Source organism: Formosa algae, assembly GCF_001439665.1.
Classification (GTDB): Bacteria; Bacteroidota; Bacteroidia; order Flavobacteriales; family Flavobacteriaceae; genus Formosa; species Formosa algae.
The window spans coordinates 23,948-42,917 of the sequence record NZ_LMAK01000007.1; the positions used below are offsets into that span (position 1 = coordinate 23,948).

20 protein-coding genes are annotated in these 18,970 nt (G+C 32.3%); 6 read left to right on the top strand and 14 right to left on the bottom strand.

Annotated features, from left to right (window positions below; genetic code table 11):
• Positions 1-237: 237 nt before the first annotated feature.
• From AST99_RS02145 to AST99_RS02165, 5 genes are all read right to left on the bottom strand, one after another.
• Positions 238-1,080 carry a hypothetical protein gene (locus AST99_RS02145; protein ID WP_057778658.1) on the bottom strand — a complete coding sequence of 281 codons (843 nt, stop codon included), beginning with the start codon at positions 1,078-1,080 and terminating at the stop codon, positions 238-240.
• Positions 1,081-1,124: 44 nt separating this feature from the next.
• Positions 1,125-2,045: a 1-phosphofructokinase family hexose kinase gene (locus AST99_RS02150; protein WP_057778660.1), complete on the bottom strand. Its 921-nt coding sequence runs from the start codon at positions 2,043-2,045 to the stop codon at positions 1,125-1,127.
• Positions 2,046-2,128: 83 nt separating this feature from the next.
• Entirely contained in the window at positions 2,129-2,419 is a 291-nt protein-coding gene (locus AST99_RS02155; protein ID WP_057778662.1) for an antibiotic biosynthesis monooxygenase family protein, read from the bottom strand.
• A gap of 1 nt (position 2,420) precedes the next feature.
• Entirely contained in the window at positions 2,421-2,615 is a 195-nt protein-coding gene (locus AST99_RS02160; protein WP_057778664.1) for a hypothetical protein, read from the bottom strand.
• On the bottom strand, positions 2,615-3,823 hold the full coding sequence (locus tag AST99_RS02165; RefSeq protein WP_057778665.1) for a retropepsin-like aspartic protease: 1,209 nt from the start codon (positions 3,821-3,823) through the stop codon (positions 2,615-2,617). The genes AST99_RS02160 and AST99_RS02165 overlap by 1 nt, the downstream gene beginning before the upstream one ends.
• Positions 3,824-3,952: 129 nt before the next feature.
• Between AST99_RS02165 and AST99_RS02170 the strand changes: the two genes are divergently transcribed.
• Positions 3,953-4,612 carry a class I SAM-dependent methyltransferase gene (locus AST99_RS02170; protein ID WP_057778667.1) on the top strand — a complete coding sequence of 220 codons (660 nt, stop codon included), beginning with the start codon at positions 3,953-3,955 and terminating at the stop codon, positions 4,610-4,612.
• Between the two features lie 10 nt (positions 4,613-4,622).
• Here AST99_RS02170 and AST99_RS02175 read toward each other — a convergent pair whose 3' ends face one another.
• From AST99_RS02175 to AST99_RS02215, 9 genes are all read right to left on the bottom strand, one after another.
• Positions 4,623-4,991: an SdpI family protein gene (locus AST99_RS02175; protein ID WP_069727782.1), complete on the bottom strand. Its 369-nt coding sequence runs from the start codon at positions 4,989-4,991 to the stop codon at positions 4,623-4,625.
• 115 nt (positions 4,992-5,106) lie between these two features.
• A complete protein-coding gene (locus AST99_RS02180; protein ID WP_057778669.1) occupies positions 5,107-5,814 on the bottom strand; it encodes a hypothetical protein in 708 nt (235 codons plus the stop codon).
• 113 nt (positions 5,815-5,927) lie between these two features.
• Entirely contained in the window at positions 5,928-6,386 is a 459-nt protein-coding gene (locus tag AST99_RS02185; protein ID WP_232301565.1) for a GNAT family N-acetyltransferase, read from the bottom strand.
• 143 nt (positions 6,387-6,529) lie between these two features.
• Entirely contained in the window at positions 6,530-7,279 is a 750-nt protein-coding gene (locus AST99_RS02190) for a YoaK family protein (RefSeq protein WP_057778671.1), read from the bottom strand.
• A gap of 89 nt (positions 7,280-7,368) precedes the next feature.
• Positions 7,369-7,731: a methylglyoxal synthase gene (locus AST99_RS02195; protein ID WP_057778673.1), complete on the bottom strand. Its 363-nt coding sequence runs from the start codon at positions 7,729-7,731 to the stop codon at positions 7,369-7,371.
• Positions 7,731-8,597: an N-acetylglucosamine kinase gene (locus tag AST99_RS02200; RefSeq protein WP_057778675.1), complete on the bottom strand. Its 867-nt coding sequence runs from the start codon at positions 8,595-8,597 to the stop codon at positions 7,731-7,733. Before AST99_RS02200 ends, AST99_RS02195 begins: the two co-directional genes overlap by 1 nt.
• Positions 8,598-8,682: 85 nt before the next feature.
• A complete protein-coding gene (gene gap, locus AST99_RS02205) occupies positions 8,683-9,687 on the bottom strand; it encodes a type I glyceraldehyde-3-phosphate dehydrogenase (RefSeq protein ID WP_057778677.1) in 1,005 nt (334 codons plus the stop codon).
• Positions 9,688-9,709: 22 nt separating this feature from the next.
• Entirely contained in the window at positions 9,710-10,696 is a 987-nt protein-coding gene (pfkA, locus tag AST99_RS02210) for a 6-phosphofructokinase (RefSeq protein ID WP_057778679.1), read from the bottom strand.
• A gap of 155 nt (positions 10,697-10,851) precedes the next feature.
• Positions 10,852-15,249: a translocation/assembly module TamB domain-containing protein gene (locus AST99_RS02215; RefSeq protein WP_232301566.1), complete on the bottom strand. Its 4,398-nt coding sequence runs from the start codon at positions 15,247-15,249 to the stop codon at positions 10,852-10,854.
• A 100-nt stretch (positions 15,250-15,349) separates the two neighbouring features.
• Between AST99_RS02215 and tsaD the strand changes: the two genes are divergently transcribed.
• From tsaD to AST99_RS02240, 5 genes are all read left to right on the top strand, one after another.
• Positions 15,350-16,372: a tRNA (adenosine(37)-N6)-threonylcarbamoyltransferase complex transferase subunit TsaD gene (gene tsaD, locus AST99_RS02220; RefSeq protein ID WP_057778681.1), complete on the top strand. Its 1,023-nt coding sequence runs from the start codon at positions 15,350-15,352 to the stop codon at positions 16,370-16,372.
• Between the two features lie 85 nt (positions 16,373-16,457).
• Positions 16,458-17,099, top strand: a complete 642-nt coding sequence (locus AST99_RS02225; RefSeq protein ID WP_057778683.1) for a peptidylprolyl isomerase — start codon at positions 16,458-16,460, stop codon at positions 17,097-17,099.
• Between the two features lie 3 nt (positions 17,100-17,102).
• Positions 17,103-17,807 (top strand): 16S rRNA (uracil(1498)-N(3))-methyltransferase, encoded by a 705-nt coding sequence (locus tag AST99_RS02230; protein WP_057778685.1) that lies wholly within the window; start codon positions 17,103-17,105, stop codon positions 17,805-17,807.
• 6 nt (positions 17,808-17,813) lie between these two features.
• Positions 17,814-18,455, top strand: coding sequence for a DUF4159 domain-containing protein (locus AST99_RS02235; RefSeq protein WP_057778688.1), 642 nt, complete (start codon positions 17,814-17,816; stop codon positions 18,453-18,455).
• 7 nt (positions 18,456-18,462) lie between these two features.
• Positions 18,463-18,966 carry a TrmH family RNA methyltransferase gene (locus AST99_RS02240; RefSeq protein WP_057778690.1) on the top strand — a complete coding sequence of 168 codons (504 nt, stop codon included), beginning with the start codon at positions 18,463-18,465 and terminating at the stop codon, positions 18,964-18,966.
• The last annotated feature ends 4 nt before the right edge of the window (positions 18,967-18,970 follow it).

An 18,970-nucleotide genomic window follows, 5' to 3' on the forward strand; every position in this document is an offset into this window, starting at 1 on the left:
ATGATGGATACTGACTTCTATTCAAGATGGATTTAGCAGCTATTATGCGTAGGTCTCTAGTGAGATATTAAAAGATACCATATCATATTTTAAGGTTGCTGAAACTCATTTAAAATAGAAGATATGACAGTATTGATCTTTATATATTGAATCAAAAAATTATTCGACAAAGTCTAGAAGTAATCCTAAACTAAAAGCGAATCATTTCCTTTTAGGGCTATGATTCGCTTTCTAAATTTAGTCTACCAAATTACCTTTTAATGTTAATTCGGTTTGTTTGTAACCAATTTGTTTAACGTAATCGTTCGTAATGTCGTCGTATACAATATATCCTAAATTTTCATTAAAATATAGGCTAAATAATGCTGTTGATGCATAACTTCCTGCCACAGAACCATTCGTTGTAAACACGTTAATTTGCCCCTCTTCATTAGGATAAATCATGTCTGTTGATTTTGTTAGTGTGGTACTAAAAATATTTCCAGCTGCAGCTTCTGGCGCACTGATATCTTTATATTCAGTAGTTCTTAAAGTCAGTCTTATTGGATAATTTCCTACATTAGTCCAGGTATCGATTTCTAAACCATTATAAGTAGTATTGACTTGTGAATCTGGAATGGTAATTTCTGAATTATGAAGTAAAATAGGTTGTTCTGTATCTACAATAATTCTATAAATTGTAGATTCTGAATCGTCTGAATTAGAGATTTTAAAATCTAAAATATTTGGATAACTAAAATCTATTTGCTCCCCTACAGTAGCGTTATATGGATTGAAAGTTTCATTGTTTATTCTGTATTCAATATTAGACCCTTCAAAAGCCATGGTAGGTGTTATATTCGCATAATCTACTACCGATGTAAATAAACACACCACTAAAGAATCTACAGGTTGAATGTTAGCTTCCAATACAGAAAATGTATGGTTATTAGTTAGCATATTAAAACTAGTTAATGCTAATGGTTCCTCGGTTACGCCTTCCTCAACACCATCAGTATCAGAACCTGAGCTACAGCCCGTTAATAATACCACAGCTAATAGTAAGTAATAAAAATGTTGAACTCTTTTTAAGTGTCTCATTAAGTTTTTTTTTTTTTGAAAGATACAATCTTTTAATATTTTGCCTAAATCTGATCTAAAACTTTTTCAATATTATCTTTATGCGCCAAATCGGAGCCTTCACTTAAAGTAGCTGCAACACCGCAGGCCACACCCCATCGCAACATATTTCTAGGTGTTTTGTTTTGGGTAATGGCATATATTAATCCTGCAACCATACTATCTCCCGCTCCAATGGTACTGTTTACCGAAATAACGGGTGCAGAAACATATTCGATACCATTTTTATGTGCCATAAATGCACCATCTTTTCCTAAAGACACTACCACATATTGTGCTATATTATCAGCAACCATTTTTAAGGCAAAGTCTTCACGCTCGCTCTTAGTCAGACTATCTTTTCCTGCCAAGCGAGCCAATTCTTTTTGATTGGGTTTTATTAAAAACAACTCATTTTTAAGCACCTCATTAAACACAGGTCCAGAAGTATCTACAACAACTTTTACCTGTTTTGCTTTTAAATTTTGTATTAATTTAGAGTAATACTGTGTTGGTAATCCTACTGGTAAACTTCCGCTAATTACAAAAATATCACCTGTAGTAACATGAGTATTAATAAGCGCTTCTATTGGTTCTAATTCGGCTTCAGAAAATGGGCTTGTAGGCATCCCGAAACGGTATTGTAACTTCGTTTCTGTATTAAACACAGCAAAATTTTCTCTGGTTAGATTAGAAATTGGTGTTCCTATAACATGAACATGCTGTTCTTTTAAAAGCTCTACTAAATGCTCTCCGGTTTTACCTCCATATGGAAATAAACAATCACTTTCTACACCAAGTCGATGTAAAACTCTAGAAATATTAACACCTCCACCACCAGGATGATATGTTATATCGTAACATTCTAATTTATCAAAAGGTGTAATATCATTCACTTTTGCACTTTTATCTAAGGCCGGATTTATGGTAAGCGTAATTATTTTCATGTGGATTAAGTTCTAAAATTATGTTTAAATATAGTGCGTAGGAAATGAAATACTATTTTACATATCTTAAGCTTTAATTCGTATTAAATTATCGTTTTATAGTGTTCTACAGTTGGAAACGGATCGTAATAATGATGTAACAAAGCTTTCCATTTTAAATAAGCTTCTGACGTTCGGAACCCTATACGATGATCGTCTGCCGTTTCCCAATTCACTAGTAAAATGTATTTATGATTATCTTCTAGACATTGTTTCAAGGTATGACTAACATAACCTTTTATACTACTAATATACTGACCTGCTAATTCGAAATCGCTCTGGAATTGTGTGTTTAGACCAGGCTTTACATTTAAAATGGCAACTTCCAAAATCATCTTATTCTTTTATATTTTGTTTTGCTTTCCAAGCACTATAACCAAATCCAATACTAATAAATGTCCAAATTAGTCGATACATCCAGATATTCATTTCGAAACCTAAAATACGAGCTGTCTCATGATGATCTACAAAGCTATAAGCAACTTTAATTACCGCTATACACGTTAATAGAATGGTAATAATTCTGTTCATTAGGGATGTGTTAAAGTGAGTAATTTACTTTTGGTTAGCAGATGCTTTTCTACGGTAATATCGAACACATCACCTTTAAGTGGTTTAATTTTTAGTTCCATAAAAGGGTTTAAGTCCTCTTCTGTTGATTTATTAATTATATCACACAATACTATATCGGTATTGTTTATTTGCAGAATTTCGTCGCCGTAATTCAAAACTTTATGCAATTCTTCATCCCATACAAAACCAACAACCAACTTATTATCTTTTAATGTTTTACTAAAGCCGTATTCTGCTACTTCTACATTTATAGGATTATGTTCTGCCTTATAATAAAAACGTTTGTTTAAAAAATCTATAGTCATAACACCATATTTCAATAATTCCGAGCCTATTCTAGAGTTGCGATCGTTTGTTGTAATGGTGATTACGTTATTAAAATCATGGTCATTCACCTCTAATGTTGGTAAATGTAATCTGTAATGTGTTTCTACTGGAACGTCGCCAAATAAGCTAATTGCTGATGCTCCCTCACTTTCACCCAAGGCATTAAAAATAGATTGATCGGAAAACTTATTGTAATTACTTTTTGAAATATCGTATAATCCGCTTGCCCCTGTATCAATCAACACTTGTTCTTTTCCGCGTTTTTCACCTTTCAATTTCACCCAAACATACGGGCTACTTTGTGTACCAAAAAGCTTTATTTTACTCGAATTCTTCTTGTCTAGATCTAACAATTTTCGATTGTTGGTTAAGCGAATTTTTTTCTGTAGAACATCAATCTGTACAATCGAATTTCTTAACATATTACTCCCTATAAAACCATCTACACCAAAGCATTCAAAAACAGGATTTTTAGTTTTATCGAATACTAAAGTCGCCGTATTTTCAAAAACTACATTCGCAAATTTTAAAGATTTTACAGATACTACATCTAGATTTTCTTTTATACCGCTTGCGTCTGTAATGGGGATTGTGTTTAATAATTTTGGAGAAATTAAATCATGAATTTCTTTAGAAATTATATTTGGCGCTCCAGTATCTAAAATAAAATTATAGGTTACCCCTTCAATCTCTACGGGAACAATTATTTTTTCGGTTTGGAATTCAAAAGCGATAGTTTCAAAATAATCATCGGCAGACACTTCCCCAATATTTAAGTCAATTTTTTGAGCATAAATTTGAGCAACTAAAAAGAATAAAAGATAAGGTAGGTTTTTCATTTTGAGGTTTTGAGCACACTAAAAATACATGTTTTTATTTTAAAGAAATTTAAAATGTAATAATATAACTTCAATTTAAAATGATAATCCTTTATAAAACATATTTAACATTTAACTAATATTGTAAACATGACGCATAAATTAAAAACACCTTGGCCCACTAAGGCTGCTATGGAACAAGTTTACGACATGAAACTTTGGGGCGATAATCAAACTGAGTTTTATTCTGGAGAAGGCTCTCACGATCCTGAACTTGTTATTCCCTATACCAATGCAATAATTTCTTTTTTAAAACACTTCCCTACGCCTATTACTGTTTGCGATTTAGGTTGTGGCGATTTTAATGTAGGCAAACATTTAGTTATACATACCGCACATTATATTGCTGCAGATATTGTGACAGATCTTATTGCTTATAACACAAAAACATTTACTACGTATACCAACTTAGAATTTCAATGTTTGGATATTGCTGTAGACACTCTACCTTCTGGAGATTGTGCTATTTTAAGACAAGTTTTACAACATCTATCTAATAAAGAGATACAACATATCTTAAAAAAACTAACGGCATTTAAGTACGTAATAATTACAGAACATATTCCTGAAGGAGATATTACACCTAATGTAGATATTATTTCTGGCCAAGGTATTAGACTAAAAAAGAAAAGTGGTGTAAATGTTCTAGCACCTCCGTTTTATTTTAAGCCAAGCAATATAACAGAATTACTAAGAGTAACTCCAAAACAGAGTCCTGGTGTGATTGTGACCACTTGCTACACGCGTTAAGACTAGGAGACTACTGCGATTTGAATTTGCGCTCTAATGCGCGCTCTACATTATAAATTGCTAAAATAACGACAGCAAGTATTAATGCAGCACTCACAAGTTGTGCAGTATTTTGGTTAGGATGATAAATTAATCCTACAAAACTTAAACACGCTAACACAGCTCCAAATTTTATGAGTTGTTTGGCTGAATAGATTTGAGCAAAATCCCAACGTGCTTTAGACTTCATAGATCGAACCGTTTTATAACCGTAAATTATATTAATTTTTTTAGGAGGAAATTTATACAATATAAGCCCAACTAATATTAAAAGAAGACCAGCTGAAATAGTATGTGTGAATAATAAATTTTCTGTAGGAATTAATTCGGTGATTTGCATACTTAACTGGGGTTTAAATGAGCATTCTTATATTTAAATATAATGATTTTTGAAATAATAGTATAAAAATGCTACAAATAAGGTTGAAATCAAGCACTTAAACCCCGTGTTTACATTATTCCGTGTATTTGTAGAATGTCATGTCTTTATCGATTAAATTTAACTTTACAATACCTCCTCTTATCCCCATAATTACATGTTCGTTATCAAAAACGGCAAGAGAATTAGGATATAAACTTGACCAAAATGTGTTCTTAAAAATTAATTTTGATTTAAAATCTTCAACCACATAAAAATTTTGATGAGTTGCAATTAAAAACACATCATCATGTACTGTAAAAGCTTCTGGAGAATCTTTGAACTCCAAACGTTTTTCATAAGTAAATTGATTGCCATCTTGTTTCAGTTCATAAATTGCGCCTCCAGTATAAGTTAAATGTGAAAGGGCTTCTATAAAATAGATTTTTCCTTTAAATTTAAATAAGAATTTAATATTCCCCTTCTTAATCTCTATCTCTTTATTGTCTTTAGTATTTGACTTAAAGATTAGTTTACCATTCCATTCACCTTTACTTTCGCCAATTAAAGTACCTTGATCTAATTGCAATTCGGTATTATTACGTGCTTTAATTTTTTCGATAGTGAGCTCGTTATTAACATTATTAACTCTGAAGTCATTTGGAGAATGATTAAGAATGGCCCAATCTTCGGAAAATGCGACTGGGATTTTTGTTTCCACAAAATCTACTGGAATGTTCACTTGCACGTGTTTACAGTGCGTTAAACTTAAAAGTATAAAGCCGAGTAATACTATTTTTTTCATGTTAGTTTTGTTTATAAATCGTATAATTATTTGAAAACGGAGAAATCTTATAAAATATATTGCATGCAAAAGCATTGATTAGCGAGCAAACAACGTACTTAATGAGTTTAAAATTATTTATTTTTTAAGTACACTTTGGGGTTATGCTTTTCTAAATAAATTTCTGGTTTAGGTAAAGATGTAAAACCAAATTTTTTATAGAGCCAATCTGCTGTATCTGTTAATAAAATCCATCGCCTTAATCCCTGAAGGTTGGGATGCGCCATAATTTCTGTAATTAACCAAGTACTCAACCCCTTTCCTCTATATGCTGGTAACACATATACATCTCCTAAATATACAATTGTAGCATAGTCTGATATAACTCTAGCAAATCCTATTTGTTTTTCTTGATAGTAGAGTCCGAAATTAAGGGAGTTTGTAATAGACGTCGTTAAAGTCTCTAAAGGAATATTATAACTCCAATCTGTATCATTAGAAAGAAATTCGTGAATACTAGAAATGTCTAGTTTATTTATATCTGTAGAAATGGTGTATTCGTTTTTGTGAGCCTCTATAACTTTCAAGTCCATATTTTATTACTGTTTAAAAGTTTTTTAAACGCATTACTAAATTACTAAATTGTCCAGTAATTTCAAATACTTACAATTACACGCTTTAAGAATTAATTTCTAAGCGAAAGTAAACAAAAACAGGGTTTGAAATAGATTACACATTAAGAAGGTTTTACAATTGTACGCCGTGTGTATTTCCGTTTTGTTTTGATAATCTTAAATCTAAAATCGTCAAAAAACAAACTCAATAATAAAATAAGAGCCGCAAAAACTAAAGTATTTAATTTAATATTTAGCTCTGAATACAAAAAGCCTCCTACAAATCCACCCGAGAAAAAGAACAAAATTATAAATATTCGAAGTTTAATATTCGACTTTAATTTCTCTCTATTATGATGTAATTTGGGGAAAAATAATTGAGAAATATCGATACCTAAATCTGTAAACAGTCCCGTTAAATGTGTTGTTCTTACTACAGCGTTAGAGATTTTAGTTACAAAAGAATTTTGAATGCCCATTGCAAAAAGAAGTAAACAAATAATTAAGTCGGGGTAGTTAAAGACGAGAAAATTACTTAACAGGCCAATAGAAATTAGAATTATAGATTCCAAAATTGTAGGCAATACAAATACATTTAGCTGTCTGTTTGCTTTAAATTTTTCGATTAAAACACTGGATACAAAAGATCCGAATAGAAAAGAAAAAATATAAAGAAAATATACGGTGCCTTTCCAAAATTCAAAATTTTCAACATCATTAATAAATAATGCAAAGTGGCCAGTAACATTGGTTGTTAATTGCTTATAAGCCAAATACCCAGAAACATTAACAACGCCTGCAACAAAAGACAATATGGTTGCAATACGTAAATTGTGTTTTAATGTCCGACTTTTACCTTGATGTCTAAACATAGCATGTGGTATATTACAAGCGATTAATAAAAAAAGTGATTTAGATTAATGCAAAAAAAAACCTCTTTTTAGAGATTTTTTTTTGAATGTTATAAGCCTTTAATTAGCAAATTTGCTGTAGCAGGATTAGTTGCTAAGGGCACATCGTGCACATCGCAAATTCGCATAAGCATAAAGATATCTGGTTCATGTGGATGTTTCTCTAAAGGATCTCTAAAGAATAAAACCATATGACATAAACCTTCAGCTACACGAGCTGCTATTTGAGCATCTCCACCTAAAGGTCCAGATAAAAATGGCGTCACTTTAAATCCAGCTTTCTCTACTTTTGTACCAGTAGTTCCTGTAGATATTAAAGAAATTTGCTTTTGATCTAAAACTTCTCGGTGCTCGTTTAAAAACTGAACCATTTCAGCTTTCTTACCATCGTGAGCTATTATTGCTATCTCCATTATTCTTCTATGTTCTCTGTATGAAATTTCGCTAAACCTTCAATTGGGCGTCTTATAAAATTACCAACAGTAAAGTCTAACTCTTTTGCTACTTGCATAATTTCGTCTTTTGCAAAATAAGCTATAGAACCTGCAAAATGTACAGGTACTGTTTTTAATTCTTCTTTATATTGTAAAATCATATTTGTAGCAAACAATCTTACCCCTTGCTTAATTAAGTTCTGTATATATTCTGAATCTTTATTCAAGAACATAAACTCTGCAAATGATGCTAAAAATGCATTTGGATTAGGTTGCTTATATATGTTGTATTTAATATAATCTGCTTCTAAATTATATTTATCTGCCATGGCTACACGAATAGTTTCTGGCATTTTATTAAAATAGTAATCTCTTATTAATTGTTTACCGAAGTAATTTCCACTAGCATCATCCATTAAACTCCAACCTAGAGATTTAACGCGTTGATGTAATTTTTCTCCATCAAAGTAGCTACAGTTAGATCCTGTTCCTAAGATACATACTACAGCAGCTTCTGTTGGCGAATTTATTGTAGAAAACACAGCAGCCATAGTATCTTCATCGACACTAATTTCTGCATTTTCAAAAAACTCTTCTAAAATACCTTTTAATAGTTCTCTTGGTTTATCTGTTCCACAACCAGCGCCATAAAAGAATACGTGAGTAACCTCTTTTTTATGCTGCTTTAAGGCTTTACTCCCTTTAATAATTTTTCTTAATTTTTTTTCAGAAAGAATTGCTGGGTTTAATCCGTTTGTTCTAATTTTTTCGAGAAGTTGGTTCCCATTTTTATCTACTGCCATCCAATCGGATTTTGTAGAACCACTATCAACTATTAAAATCATAAGTTAGTTTTGAGATAAAAAAACTCCACAGAATACTGTGCTTGATACACAATAACTCTGTGGAGTTATTATTAATATTTACAAATTATTTTACAGATGCAATATGTTGTGCTAAGTCAACTAATTTAGTTGAATAACCAAATTCATTATCATACCAAGAAACTAATTTTACAAAGCCATCATTTAATGCCATACTTGCGTTAGCATCGAATGTACTTGTTTTTGGTTCAGATACGAAATCTTGAGATACAACACCTTCTTCAGTGTATCCTAAAATACCTTTTAATTCTCCTTCAGAAGCTTCTTTTAAAGCTGCTTTAATTTCAGCCCATGGAGCTGGTCTTTCTAAACGACAAGTTAAATCTACTACAGATACATCTACAGTTGGTACTCTAAATGCCATACCAGTTAATATTCCGTTTAATTCAGGAATTACTTTTCCTACAGCTTTAGCAGCTCCGGTTGAAGCAGGTACGATATTGTTTAAAGATGCACGACCTAATCTGTAATCTTTTTTAGATACACCATCTACAGTAGATTGTGTAGCTGTTGCAGCGTGTACAGTAGTCATTAATCCTTCTGCGATACCAAATTTATCGTGAATTACTTTAGCTAAAGGCGCTAAACAGTTTGTAGTACAAGACGCGTTAGATACAATTGTATCTGCTGCAGTAACATCTTTGTGGTTTACTCCCATTACAAACATAGGTGCATCTGCAGATGGTGCAGAAATTGCAACTTTCTTAGCTCCAGCAGTAATGTGTGCTTGTGCTTTTTCTAAAGTAGTAAAGATACCAGTACAATCTAAAACAACTTCAGCTTCTACAGCATCCCATTTTAAATCTTCTGGGTTACGTTCTGCAGTAATTCTGATTTCGTTTCCATTTACTACTAATTTTCCATCTTTAGTTTCAATTGTTCCATCAAATTGTCCGTGTACAGAATCGTATTTAAGTAAGTAAGCTAAATGCTCTACATCTAATAAATCATTAATTCCTACTATTTGTATATCAGGTCTCGCTACTGCTACTCTAAAAGCAATTCTACCTATTCTACCAAATCCGTTAATTCCAATTTTTAATTTTGACATATTCTTATTCTAAATTTAATGTTTAAGTGGTCATAATATCTGACACACGTAGTAATTCTAAGTTAATTTTTGATTGACCTTTTATAGCTTGTTCTAAAGGTGTTAATGACATGACATCGTTTAATAACCCCACCATGAAATTAGATTTACCTTCTAATAAGCTTTCTACTGCTTTTACTCCCATACGACTTGCCAATACTCGGTCAAAGCACGATGGTGAACCTCCACGTTGCATGTGCCCTAAAACAGATACACGTACTTCATATTCCGACATATGCTCATCAACATAGTCCTTTAATTCAAATACGTTTTTACCAATTTTATCGCCTTCTGCAACCACAACTATACTTGATGATTTTCCTGAAGCTTTACTTCTGTGTAATGATTCTAATAATCTATCTAATCCTAAATTTTCTTCTGGGATTAGAACTTCTTCAGCCCCACCAGCGACACCAACATTTAAGGCAATGTGCCCAGCATCTCGACCCATAACTTCTACAAAGAATAAACGGTCGTGAGAACTTGCAGTATCTCTAATTTTATCGATAACTTCTACCACTGTATTTAAAGCCGTATCGTATCCTAAAGTATGTGTTGTTCCAAAAATATCGTTATCAATGGTTCCAGGTATTCCCATAACAGGCATGTCGTACTCTGCACTAAAAACCATAGCTCCAGTAAAACTACCATCTCCTCCAATAACAACTAAAGCGTCTACACCTTCTTTTTTAAGCTGATCGTAAGCTACTTTACGACCTTCTTTAGTCATAAAATCTTTAGATCTTGCTGTTTTTAAAATGGTACCACCTTTATTGATGATTCCTTTTACACTACGTGCATCCATTGGAATAAATTCGCCTCGTATCATACCTTGGTATCCCTGAACAATTCCAACACACTCTATATTATGAAAAGCACATGTTCTAACAACTGAACGAATACCTGCATTCATTCCAGGAGCATCTCCTCCTGATGTTAAAACACCTATTTTTTTAATGGTTTCTGACATCTTGCATTGATTTATTAGCTAATTTACTAAAGAAAATCAATATACAAAACCTCTTTACATACTTTTTAACACCCGCTATGAAACTATAACGTTTGAATTAGAAATAAAGTTAAAAACTTATTTATTAATTGATTAAATGGGAATATTTAGATGAATTATTCGTCTGAATTTTCGGGTTTCACAAAAATCAGCTCTGGTTCTGTTGCGTTAGAACTTGGTGCTTCTTTTTCAGAATTTTCCTCCAATTTTTTAGTGGTCTCGCCGTGAAGAATTTTTTGAATTAATTCTTTAAATGTATCAAAATCGACATTATAAGAAATTCCCACACCTTGTGTGTATCCAATCTCTTCTCCAAAGTCTTGAATACTATTTTCGCGATTAAATACATTTGCAGTTAAGGTTCCTTCTTCATTTAATAGAAAATTGACCTCTATATCTCCTGCTATTACAGTTTGACTAACACTACCAACCGGGACATCTACGTTTCCGTTAATCATAACACGATCGCTAATTTGAGTTTGAAGTGTAACCCCAAAACGATCATCGGTTTCATAATCCGGATTATTTTCTCCCAATTCGTAATTCAGTCCGATATTTAATTTATTATCACTGTCTGAAAATAAGCCGTTCACAATACCATTTAAACGCTCTGTTAAAGTACCATATGGGTTTATTCCTGTTAAGCCACTAGAAAACGATCCTGTAGTTAATAAGTACAGAGCTTGGTTATCTCTATCTTCTTTAGACTCTAACCTATAATTAAGTTCCGATTTTACTGTAGAATTTACTGTAGGGAAAGCAAAACCGAAACTAATTTGTGGTTGCTCTAACTTTTCCGTTAGTTCTATTTCTACATTTACCGGTATACTTTGATTGATAGGATTATCTAAAAGCGGCGATGGATTGGCTTGTGTGGTATAAATCGCTTTAAGGTTTATTCTGGCTCCTAACGGATCTCCATCCCAAGCTAAAGTTCCTCCGGGTTGTACATTAAACTCTTTTTGTACTAAACCGCCATACATAAAATTATACACTCCCTTAAACACAGAAAAGTCACCATAGATATTAAATTTGCCATTGGTATTAATCTCGATTAACAACCCTCCTATTCCATGACCTTTAATTGTACTTCCGGAATCGCGATCCATTACAATTTCAATTTCGGCATCATTATTTACTTCTAAATCGAAATCTAACTCTAAGCCTCTAATATCTTTTATTGCCAGTTCCTTTCCTTCTAACTTAGCTTGCTTTTCTTCTGGAGTTAAAAAATGAATAAATGTATTGTCTCCAAACGATTCTGAATCGCTCATTGGGATTTTAAAAATAGTTCCCGTTTTAGTCTCTCCAATTACAGATATGACTAATTCTTCTGTTGGCCCATAAATGGTTGCACTACCACCAATAAAACCTGTACCATAATATAAAGCATCTTCAGAATCGTCTGTATTTAATACTAAAAGACGATCTGTTTTAAGATCCAGACCAAGTTCCCATTCCGAAAAATTATTATGCCTGATAAAACCACCAAGCACACCTTTAGTATTATAAACATTGTCTGTAATTTGAATGTCATTAAAAACGAAATCCTGATTTTTTAATATCACTTGAGAATTGTCTGCAAAATTATAATTGGTATTTAATAATGGAATTAACAAGCCGGCTTCACGCAAGCGTAAATCGCCTTCTATAGCCGGTTTTTTAGAATTCCCTATAACCTTAGCGTTTCCAGACACAAATCCTCTAATATCACTTATAACATCTTTTCCTAACGGACTAAAGGGTTTTAAGTTAAAATCGTCGAATTTTAAATCGATATCCAAATACGTTTCATTATTTATAGCATCAATATAACCAATGGCTAAAAACGAATTATGAATATCGTTTTTAATTTTAGAGTTCACATAAAAACGTGTTAGGTTCTCGTTTCCTGTAATATTCCCGCTAAACGAGCCGAGTTTAAATGCATTGACACTTAAGGAATCTATAGTTACATCTGCACTTGGTAAGTATTGTCCGTTTTGCTGAAATACATCTATTTTACCATTTAGTATACCTCCCAATTCTAAACTATCCAATTCAGGAGATACTTTTGCTAAATCGACATTTTTAAAATTCAGTTTTAAATCTTTTTGTGTAGAATCTTTTAAAAACCCAGATAATGAAATTTCTTCATCGTCTAGAGACATAACCAACTTATCGATATTTATTTCTTCAAAACCTTTAGAAATTTCAATTTTATTTAATGTATCTCTAGATTCATTAACCAACCACGTACTGTTTTTAAAGGTAACATCAGACTTTTTAAAACCAAACACAGAATTGTTTTCTGTATTTATAGTGTGGTAAAAGTTTAAATTAAAAACATCGTTATCTCGCACGCCTCCTTGAAATTCTGAACGCATAAACAAGGTATCGTTTATGGTTTTATTCACTAAATTAAATCGAGATAGACTATAAAATTTAGTTTTAATACTGTCTACTTCTATAAAGGTGTTAAATAACGGGTTGTTATTATCGACATCTATAGAGATATCGCTAGCAAAATAATCGAAGAGTCTAATTTCTGGCGACCTAAACATCAGATTGAATAACTGGTCGTTACTTTGTACATGTCCTTTTACAAAGGTATTTTTTCCTAGTTTAACATTAGGATAAAAGACTTCTACAATTTTATTATAGATGGTAAAGTTGAAATCTAAAAATTGGTTTTCTGGAACGTTAACAGGATCAAAGTTTCTGTAAATACTTCCTATGGCATTTTCAAACATGATTCCAACATCTCTAAATCTAAAGTTTCCATTCATTTCTCCTTCAATAATATCTGGAGAATTTACAGAAACATACCGAATAGAGTCTCTAAAAACAGAGGTTAACGTAAAATCGTCGAACACATAATTATCGTGTTCATTTTGATAATTAGCATTTGTAATGGCAAAAAGACCTTCTACATCGTTAATCGTGGTACCAATGGCATTTATTTCTACGACACCTTTAAATAAAGATAAGGTGTCGTTTTTTACAAAGTTTAATAATCTTAAATCGGCATACTTTACATCTGCCACAAAATCAACCTTATTCGTTTGTTTAGAAAAATCGGCTATACCATTAAACTCTAATTTAAAATTAGGATCGTTACTTACTAAGTTTCCGTTGTAAACACTACTTTTAAAATTCCCTAACACATCAATATCTTTATATGAATAGTTATTGAAATCCATATAAAATATTTCACCATTTACCTTTGTATTTACATTTTCTTCTTTAAAACCACTTCCATCTACATCGATGTCTAATGACGTTTTATTGAAATTGGAATTTTCTAAATACGTTCCTAAATCAAAATCTGTGACTACAATATTTCCTTTGTAGGTGGCTTTATCAATATTATCTATGTTAGTTAAAACCAAATCAGACTCTATTAAACCTAAAGATGTATTTATACGTAAATCAGCATTTATTTTAGATGTTGTTAATTCTGTAGTTCCTGTAATATTAAAGTTTCCAAACCTATCGAAATTAGAAGGGATGGTTTGCCCCAAAAGGTTAGGTAGTAAAGTAATTAAATCTTTGTATGTAGAAGACAATCTATTAAAACGTCCTTGCATATAAAACGTATTATCGCTTCTATTAAACAAGTTTTTAAAGTTAATATCGCCTATAATTCTGGATCCCCGATTGGTTGTTAAATTTAACGCACTCAGATTTAGATCGTTTAGAGTTCCCGTTAGTAAGACTGAAAAATCTGCACGTTGATTAACACCAAATTCATCATAAAAATAATTAAGATCGCTTAAGGCTAAATCTGCTGAAGTAATATTAGCGTTAACCTGTACTTTATCTGTAAAAGAACTCAAATCTTCTCTTTCAAATTCAAACTTAACATCGCCTTTTAAAGTAGATTCTGCCGTTTTTAAATCTAAGTTAGCAAACGTAATATCATGTAAAGTATAAGCAAAATTCGTACTCATATTGTCTACATGTAGTCCGTGACTATCTGTAAACTCTAAAGTATTTATACGGGAAGACACATTAGGCCCATGAATTAGGAAGTTAGAGGCATTAATGGTAAGCTCGTTAAACCGCATAACTTCTGGAGACTCTAAATTTTCATTTACAAATCTAAATCGTCCGTCGTATATGGAGACATCGCTAGAAGACAATAAGAAATTACTAGGTGTATTGTCGTTATGATCTTCATCAAATTTAGCGACAAAAACATCTAAATTGGTCTCTGTTTCTCCTTTATAAGTTTTAATATAAAAGTCTAATCCCGTTGCTGTAATGTCTGAAAACACCAACCTACCATTGTATAAATTCCTAAAGTTTACAATGTGAGTTTCTAGTAGTTTGGCATTAATTAAGGTATCTTGCTTATAATCTTCTATATAGACATTTTTAATTTGAACATCGCCATTAAAATGAAGCCCTACTGCACCAATATTTATATTGGTATGATAGGTTTCGTTTAATCTGGATGTCGCATATTTCCCCAATCGTGTTTGTACACCAGGAATGGCCAAAATCACAATTAAAATAATAAACAGTAGCAAAATTATAGCCACCAGTTTAGATAGTATTTTTAAAAATTTTTTGATACGTATTAAAGTTATAACTTTGAACCAAAAATAACAATACTTCTAATACATTCTAATGCATTCAGAAAATATTTACATTTTAGGAATTGAATCCTCTTGCGACGATACCGCTGCTTCGGTAATACACAACGGTAAAATACTAAGCAATATTGTTGCAAATCAGAGTATACACGAAGAATTTGGTGGTGTAGTTCCAGAATTAGCATCAAGAGCACACCAACAAAATATTGTTCCTGTTGTGCATCAAGCATTAGCAAAAGCAAACATTACTAAAGAGCAATTACATGCTATTGCCTTTACCCGGGGACCAGGACTAATGGGCTCTCTGCTTGTAGGAACTTCTTTTGCCAAATCTTTAGCTTACGGTTTAGACATTCCTTTAATAGATGTTAACCATATGCAAGGTCATATTCTTGCTCATTTTATAGATGTTGAAGGCTACAACAAACCTCCGTTTCCCTTTTTAGCCATGACTATTTCTGGCGGACATACACAAATTGTAAAAGTGAAGCATTATTTTGACATGGAAGTTATAGGCGAAACCATAGACGATGCTGTTGGTGAAGCGTATGATAAAAGCGGAAAAATTTTAGGTTTAGGGTATCCTGCAGGTCCAGAAATAGACAAACGTGCGCAATTAGGAAATCCGAAAGCTTTTAAATTTACCAAACCTAAAGTAGATGGATTAAACTTTAGTTTTTCAGGCTTAAAAACGGCCATTTTATATTTTATTCAAAAAGAGACAAAGGCAAATCCTAATTTTATAGATGAGCATTTAAACGATATTTGTGCGTCTATTCAATATACCATCATTGGTATTTTGATTGACAAATTAAAATTAGCAACCAAAGAAACCGGCATTAAGCACATTGCTATTGGTGGTGGTGTTTCTGCAAATTCAGGTATTAGAAAAGCACTTAAAGATGGGGAACAAAAATTTGGATGGACCACTTATGTTCCAAAATTTGAATTTACCACAGATAATGCAGCGATGATTGCCATTGTTGGGTATTTAAAATATTTAGATCAAGATTTTTCTGAATCTAACATCACTGCTTCTGCACGCTTAAAAATCTAATAAAAGCCCTTTATTTTTAACAAAAATGTAGTATAATTGTAGTCCAAACACAAATCAATTTTAACCCCAATTATTAACCTACCCTATGTTAAGAAACCTACTTCTTACAGGAGCTGTTATGAGCTCTGTATTATGCTATGCCCAAAAATCTATAGACAAGGCTTTAGAACAGATTACCTCTGAAGAACAAGCCAAAATGTTTATTAAAGAACACAAAGAACTTAAAGGGAAATATTTTGTTTTCAATAAAGAAAAACACAATACAACTTTAACGAAAGAACTTTTTGAGATGCCAATTGGCCGCTCTAAAGTCTACGAAAGCGAATATAATAAAACAACATATAAAGTATTAAACAAGCACGAAACCACGTATTATCGTGCAAGTTATATTTTTATAAATAGTGATGATATTAGCGAAGCAGATCTAAAACGATTAAAACAGACCATTCACTCTAAATTTAATCAAGGTGTAGATTTTAGTAATTTAATTAAACGTTACTCTATGGATATTAATGCTTCTAGAGGTGGCGATACCGGATGGTTTATTGAAGGTAAAATGCCTGTTGAAGTTGAAGATGAATTGATTAGAAATAATAAAAATCATTATTTAAATAAACTTTTTACTGTCGATATCCCTGAAAAAAATTGGCACTACATTATTTTAAAAACTGAAGAGCCAAAACCTATTGAAGAAATCGAGGTTTTAAAGATTACCGAAGCCATTTAAACTATGCAATTATTTTACAACCCAGACCTTACAGCACACACTACTCAACTTGCTTTTTCTAGAGAAGAAAGCAGACATTTAGTTAAAGTGTTACGGAAAAGTAGCGGAGATACTTTGTACGTTACTAATGGAAAAGGTTGGTTATTTACTGCTCAATTAAATTTAGCAGACATAAAAAATTGCCTAGCAACCATAACAGATAAAACATTTCAGGACGCCAGAAATTATAACATACATCTAGCGGTTGCTCCAACAAAAATGAACGACCGCTACGAGTGGTTTTTAGAAAAGGCTACAGAAATAGGTATAGATAGCATTACCCCTATTATTTGCGATCACAGTGAACGCAAAGTGGTAAAATTAGATCGTTACGAAAAAATTTTACAAGCGGCCATGAAACAATCTTTACATTATTATTTGCCTGTTTTAAACGCACCCGTTTCTTTTAAAACGTTTATAGAACAGGAACTCACAGGGGATTGTTTTATCGCACATTGTGAAGAAACAGATAAAAAATCGTTAAAACAGTTAATACAACCAAAAACAAATCTGACTATTTTAATTGGACCTGAAGGCGATTTTAGTATAAAAGAAATTGAATTGGCTCTTAAAAACAATTTCATTCCTGTAACTTTGGGACACACTAGATTGCGTACAGAAACAGCTGCAATAGTAGCTTGCCATACTGCAGCCTTAATAAACGAATAAGTAACTATGAAATGGTTTTGGGTTTTATCCTTCGTAATTACAACAACATCTATATCTGCACAAGACGTTGCTGTGTTACACTATAAAGGTGGTGGCGATTGGTACGGAAACCCAACGTCTATCCCTAATTTAGTTAAATATTGCAATACCCATATAAATACTAGAATTAATACAGATGTTCAATCTGTGGAAACTTCTAGCCCAGACATCTTTCAATTCCCTTTTGTACATATGACGGGACATGGAAATGTGTTTTTTGATGACGCAGATAAAGAGAATCTAAGGAACTATTTAATTTCTGGGGGTTTTCTTCATATAGACGATAATTATGGATTAAAACCCTACATTACAAAAGCACTTAAAGCTGTTTTTCCAAAGCAAGATTTAGTAGAACTTCCTGCCTCTCACGAGATATTTCAAACACCTAATCTTTTTCCTGAAGGTTTACCAAAAATTCATGAACATGATGGAAAACGCCCACAAGCTTTTGCACTGTTTTATGAAGGTAGAATGATAGTACTCTTTACTTTTGAAAGTGATTTAGGCGATGGTTGGGAAGATCCAGAAGTACATAACGACCCTGAAGATGTGCGTGAAAAAGCACTTAAAATGGGGGCAAATATTATATATTACGTTTTCAATCACTAAAATTTAGATGGCTCAACTCAATCATTATAATACGAATTTCAGTAAGAAAACATTTCCGATTACCTTAGTTTGCGATCATGTTACAAATGCGCCAAATATTGGAAGTTTATTTAGAACTGCAGATGCATTTGGAGTAGAAAAATTAATCCTTTGCGGATCTTATATTCCGCTTGGCAGAAAAATGACCAAAACATCTCGCGCTACAGAAAAAGTTGTTCCGTTTGAGGTAAAAGCAGATACTTCTGAAGTAATTGCTGAATTAAAATCTAAAGGCTATCAAATTATAGCTTTAGAAATTACAGACTCTAGTATTTCACTTCGCGAGGCCAAATTTTCAAGTCATCAGCCCATAGCTTTACTTATTGGAGATGAAAACTTTGGCGTTTCAGAAGCGTTATTAAAAGCATCCGATCTTGTGGTGCATATAGATATGTTTGGTCAAAACAGCAGCATGAATGTTGTTCAGGCCACAAATATTATTTTATACGAAATAACCAAACAAAGTATTTAAAGGT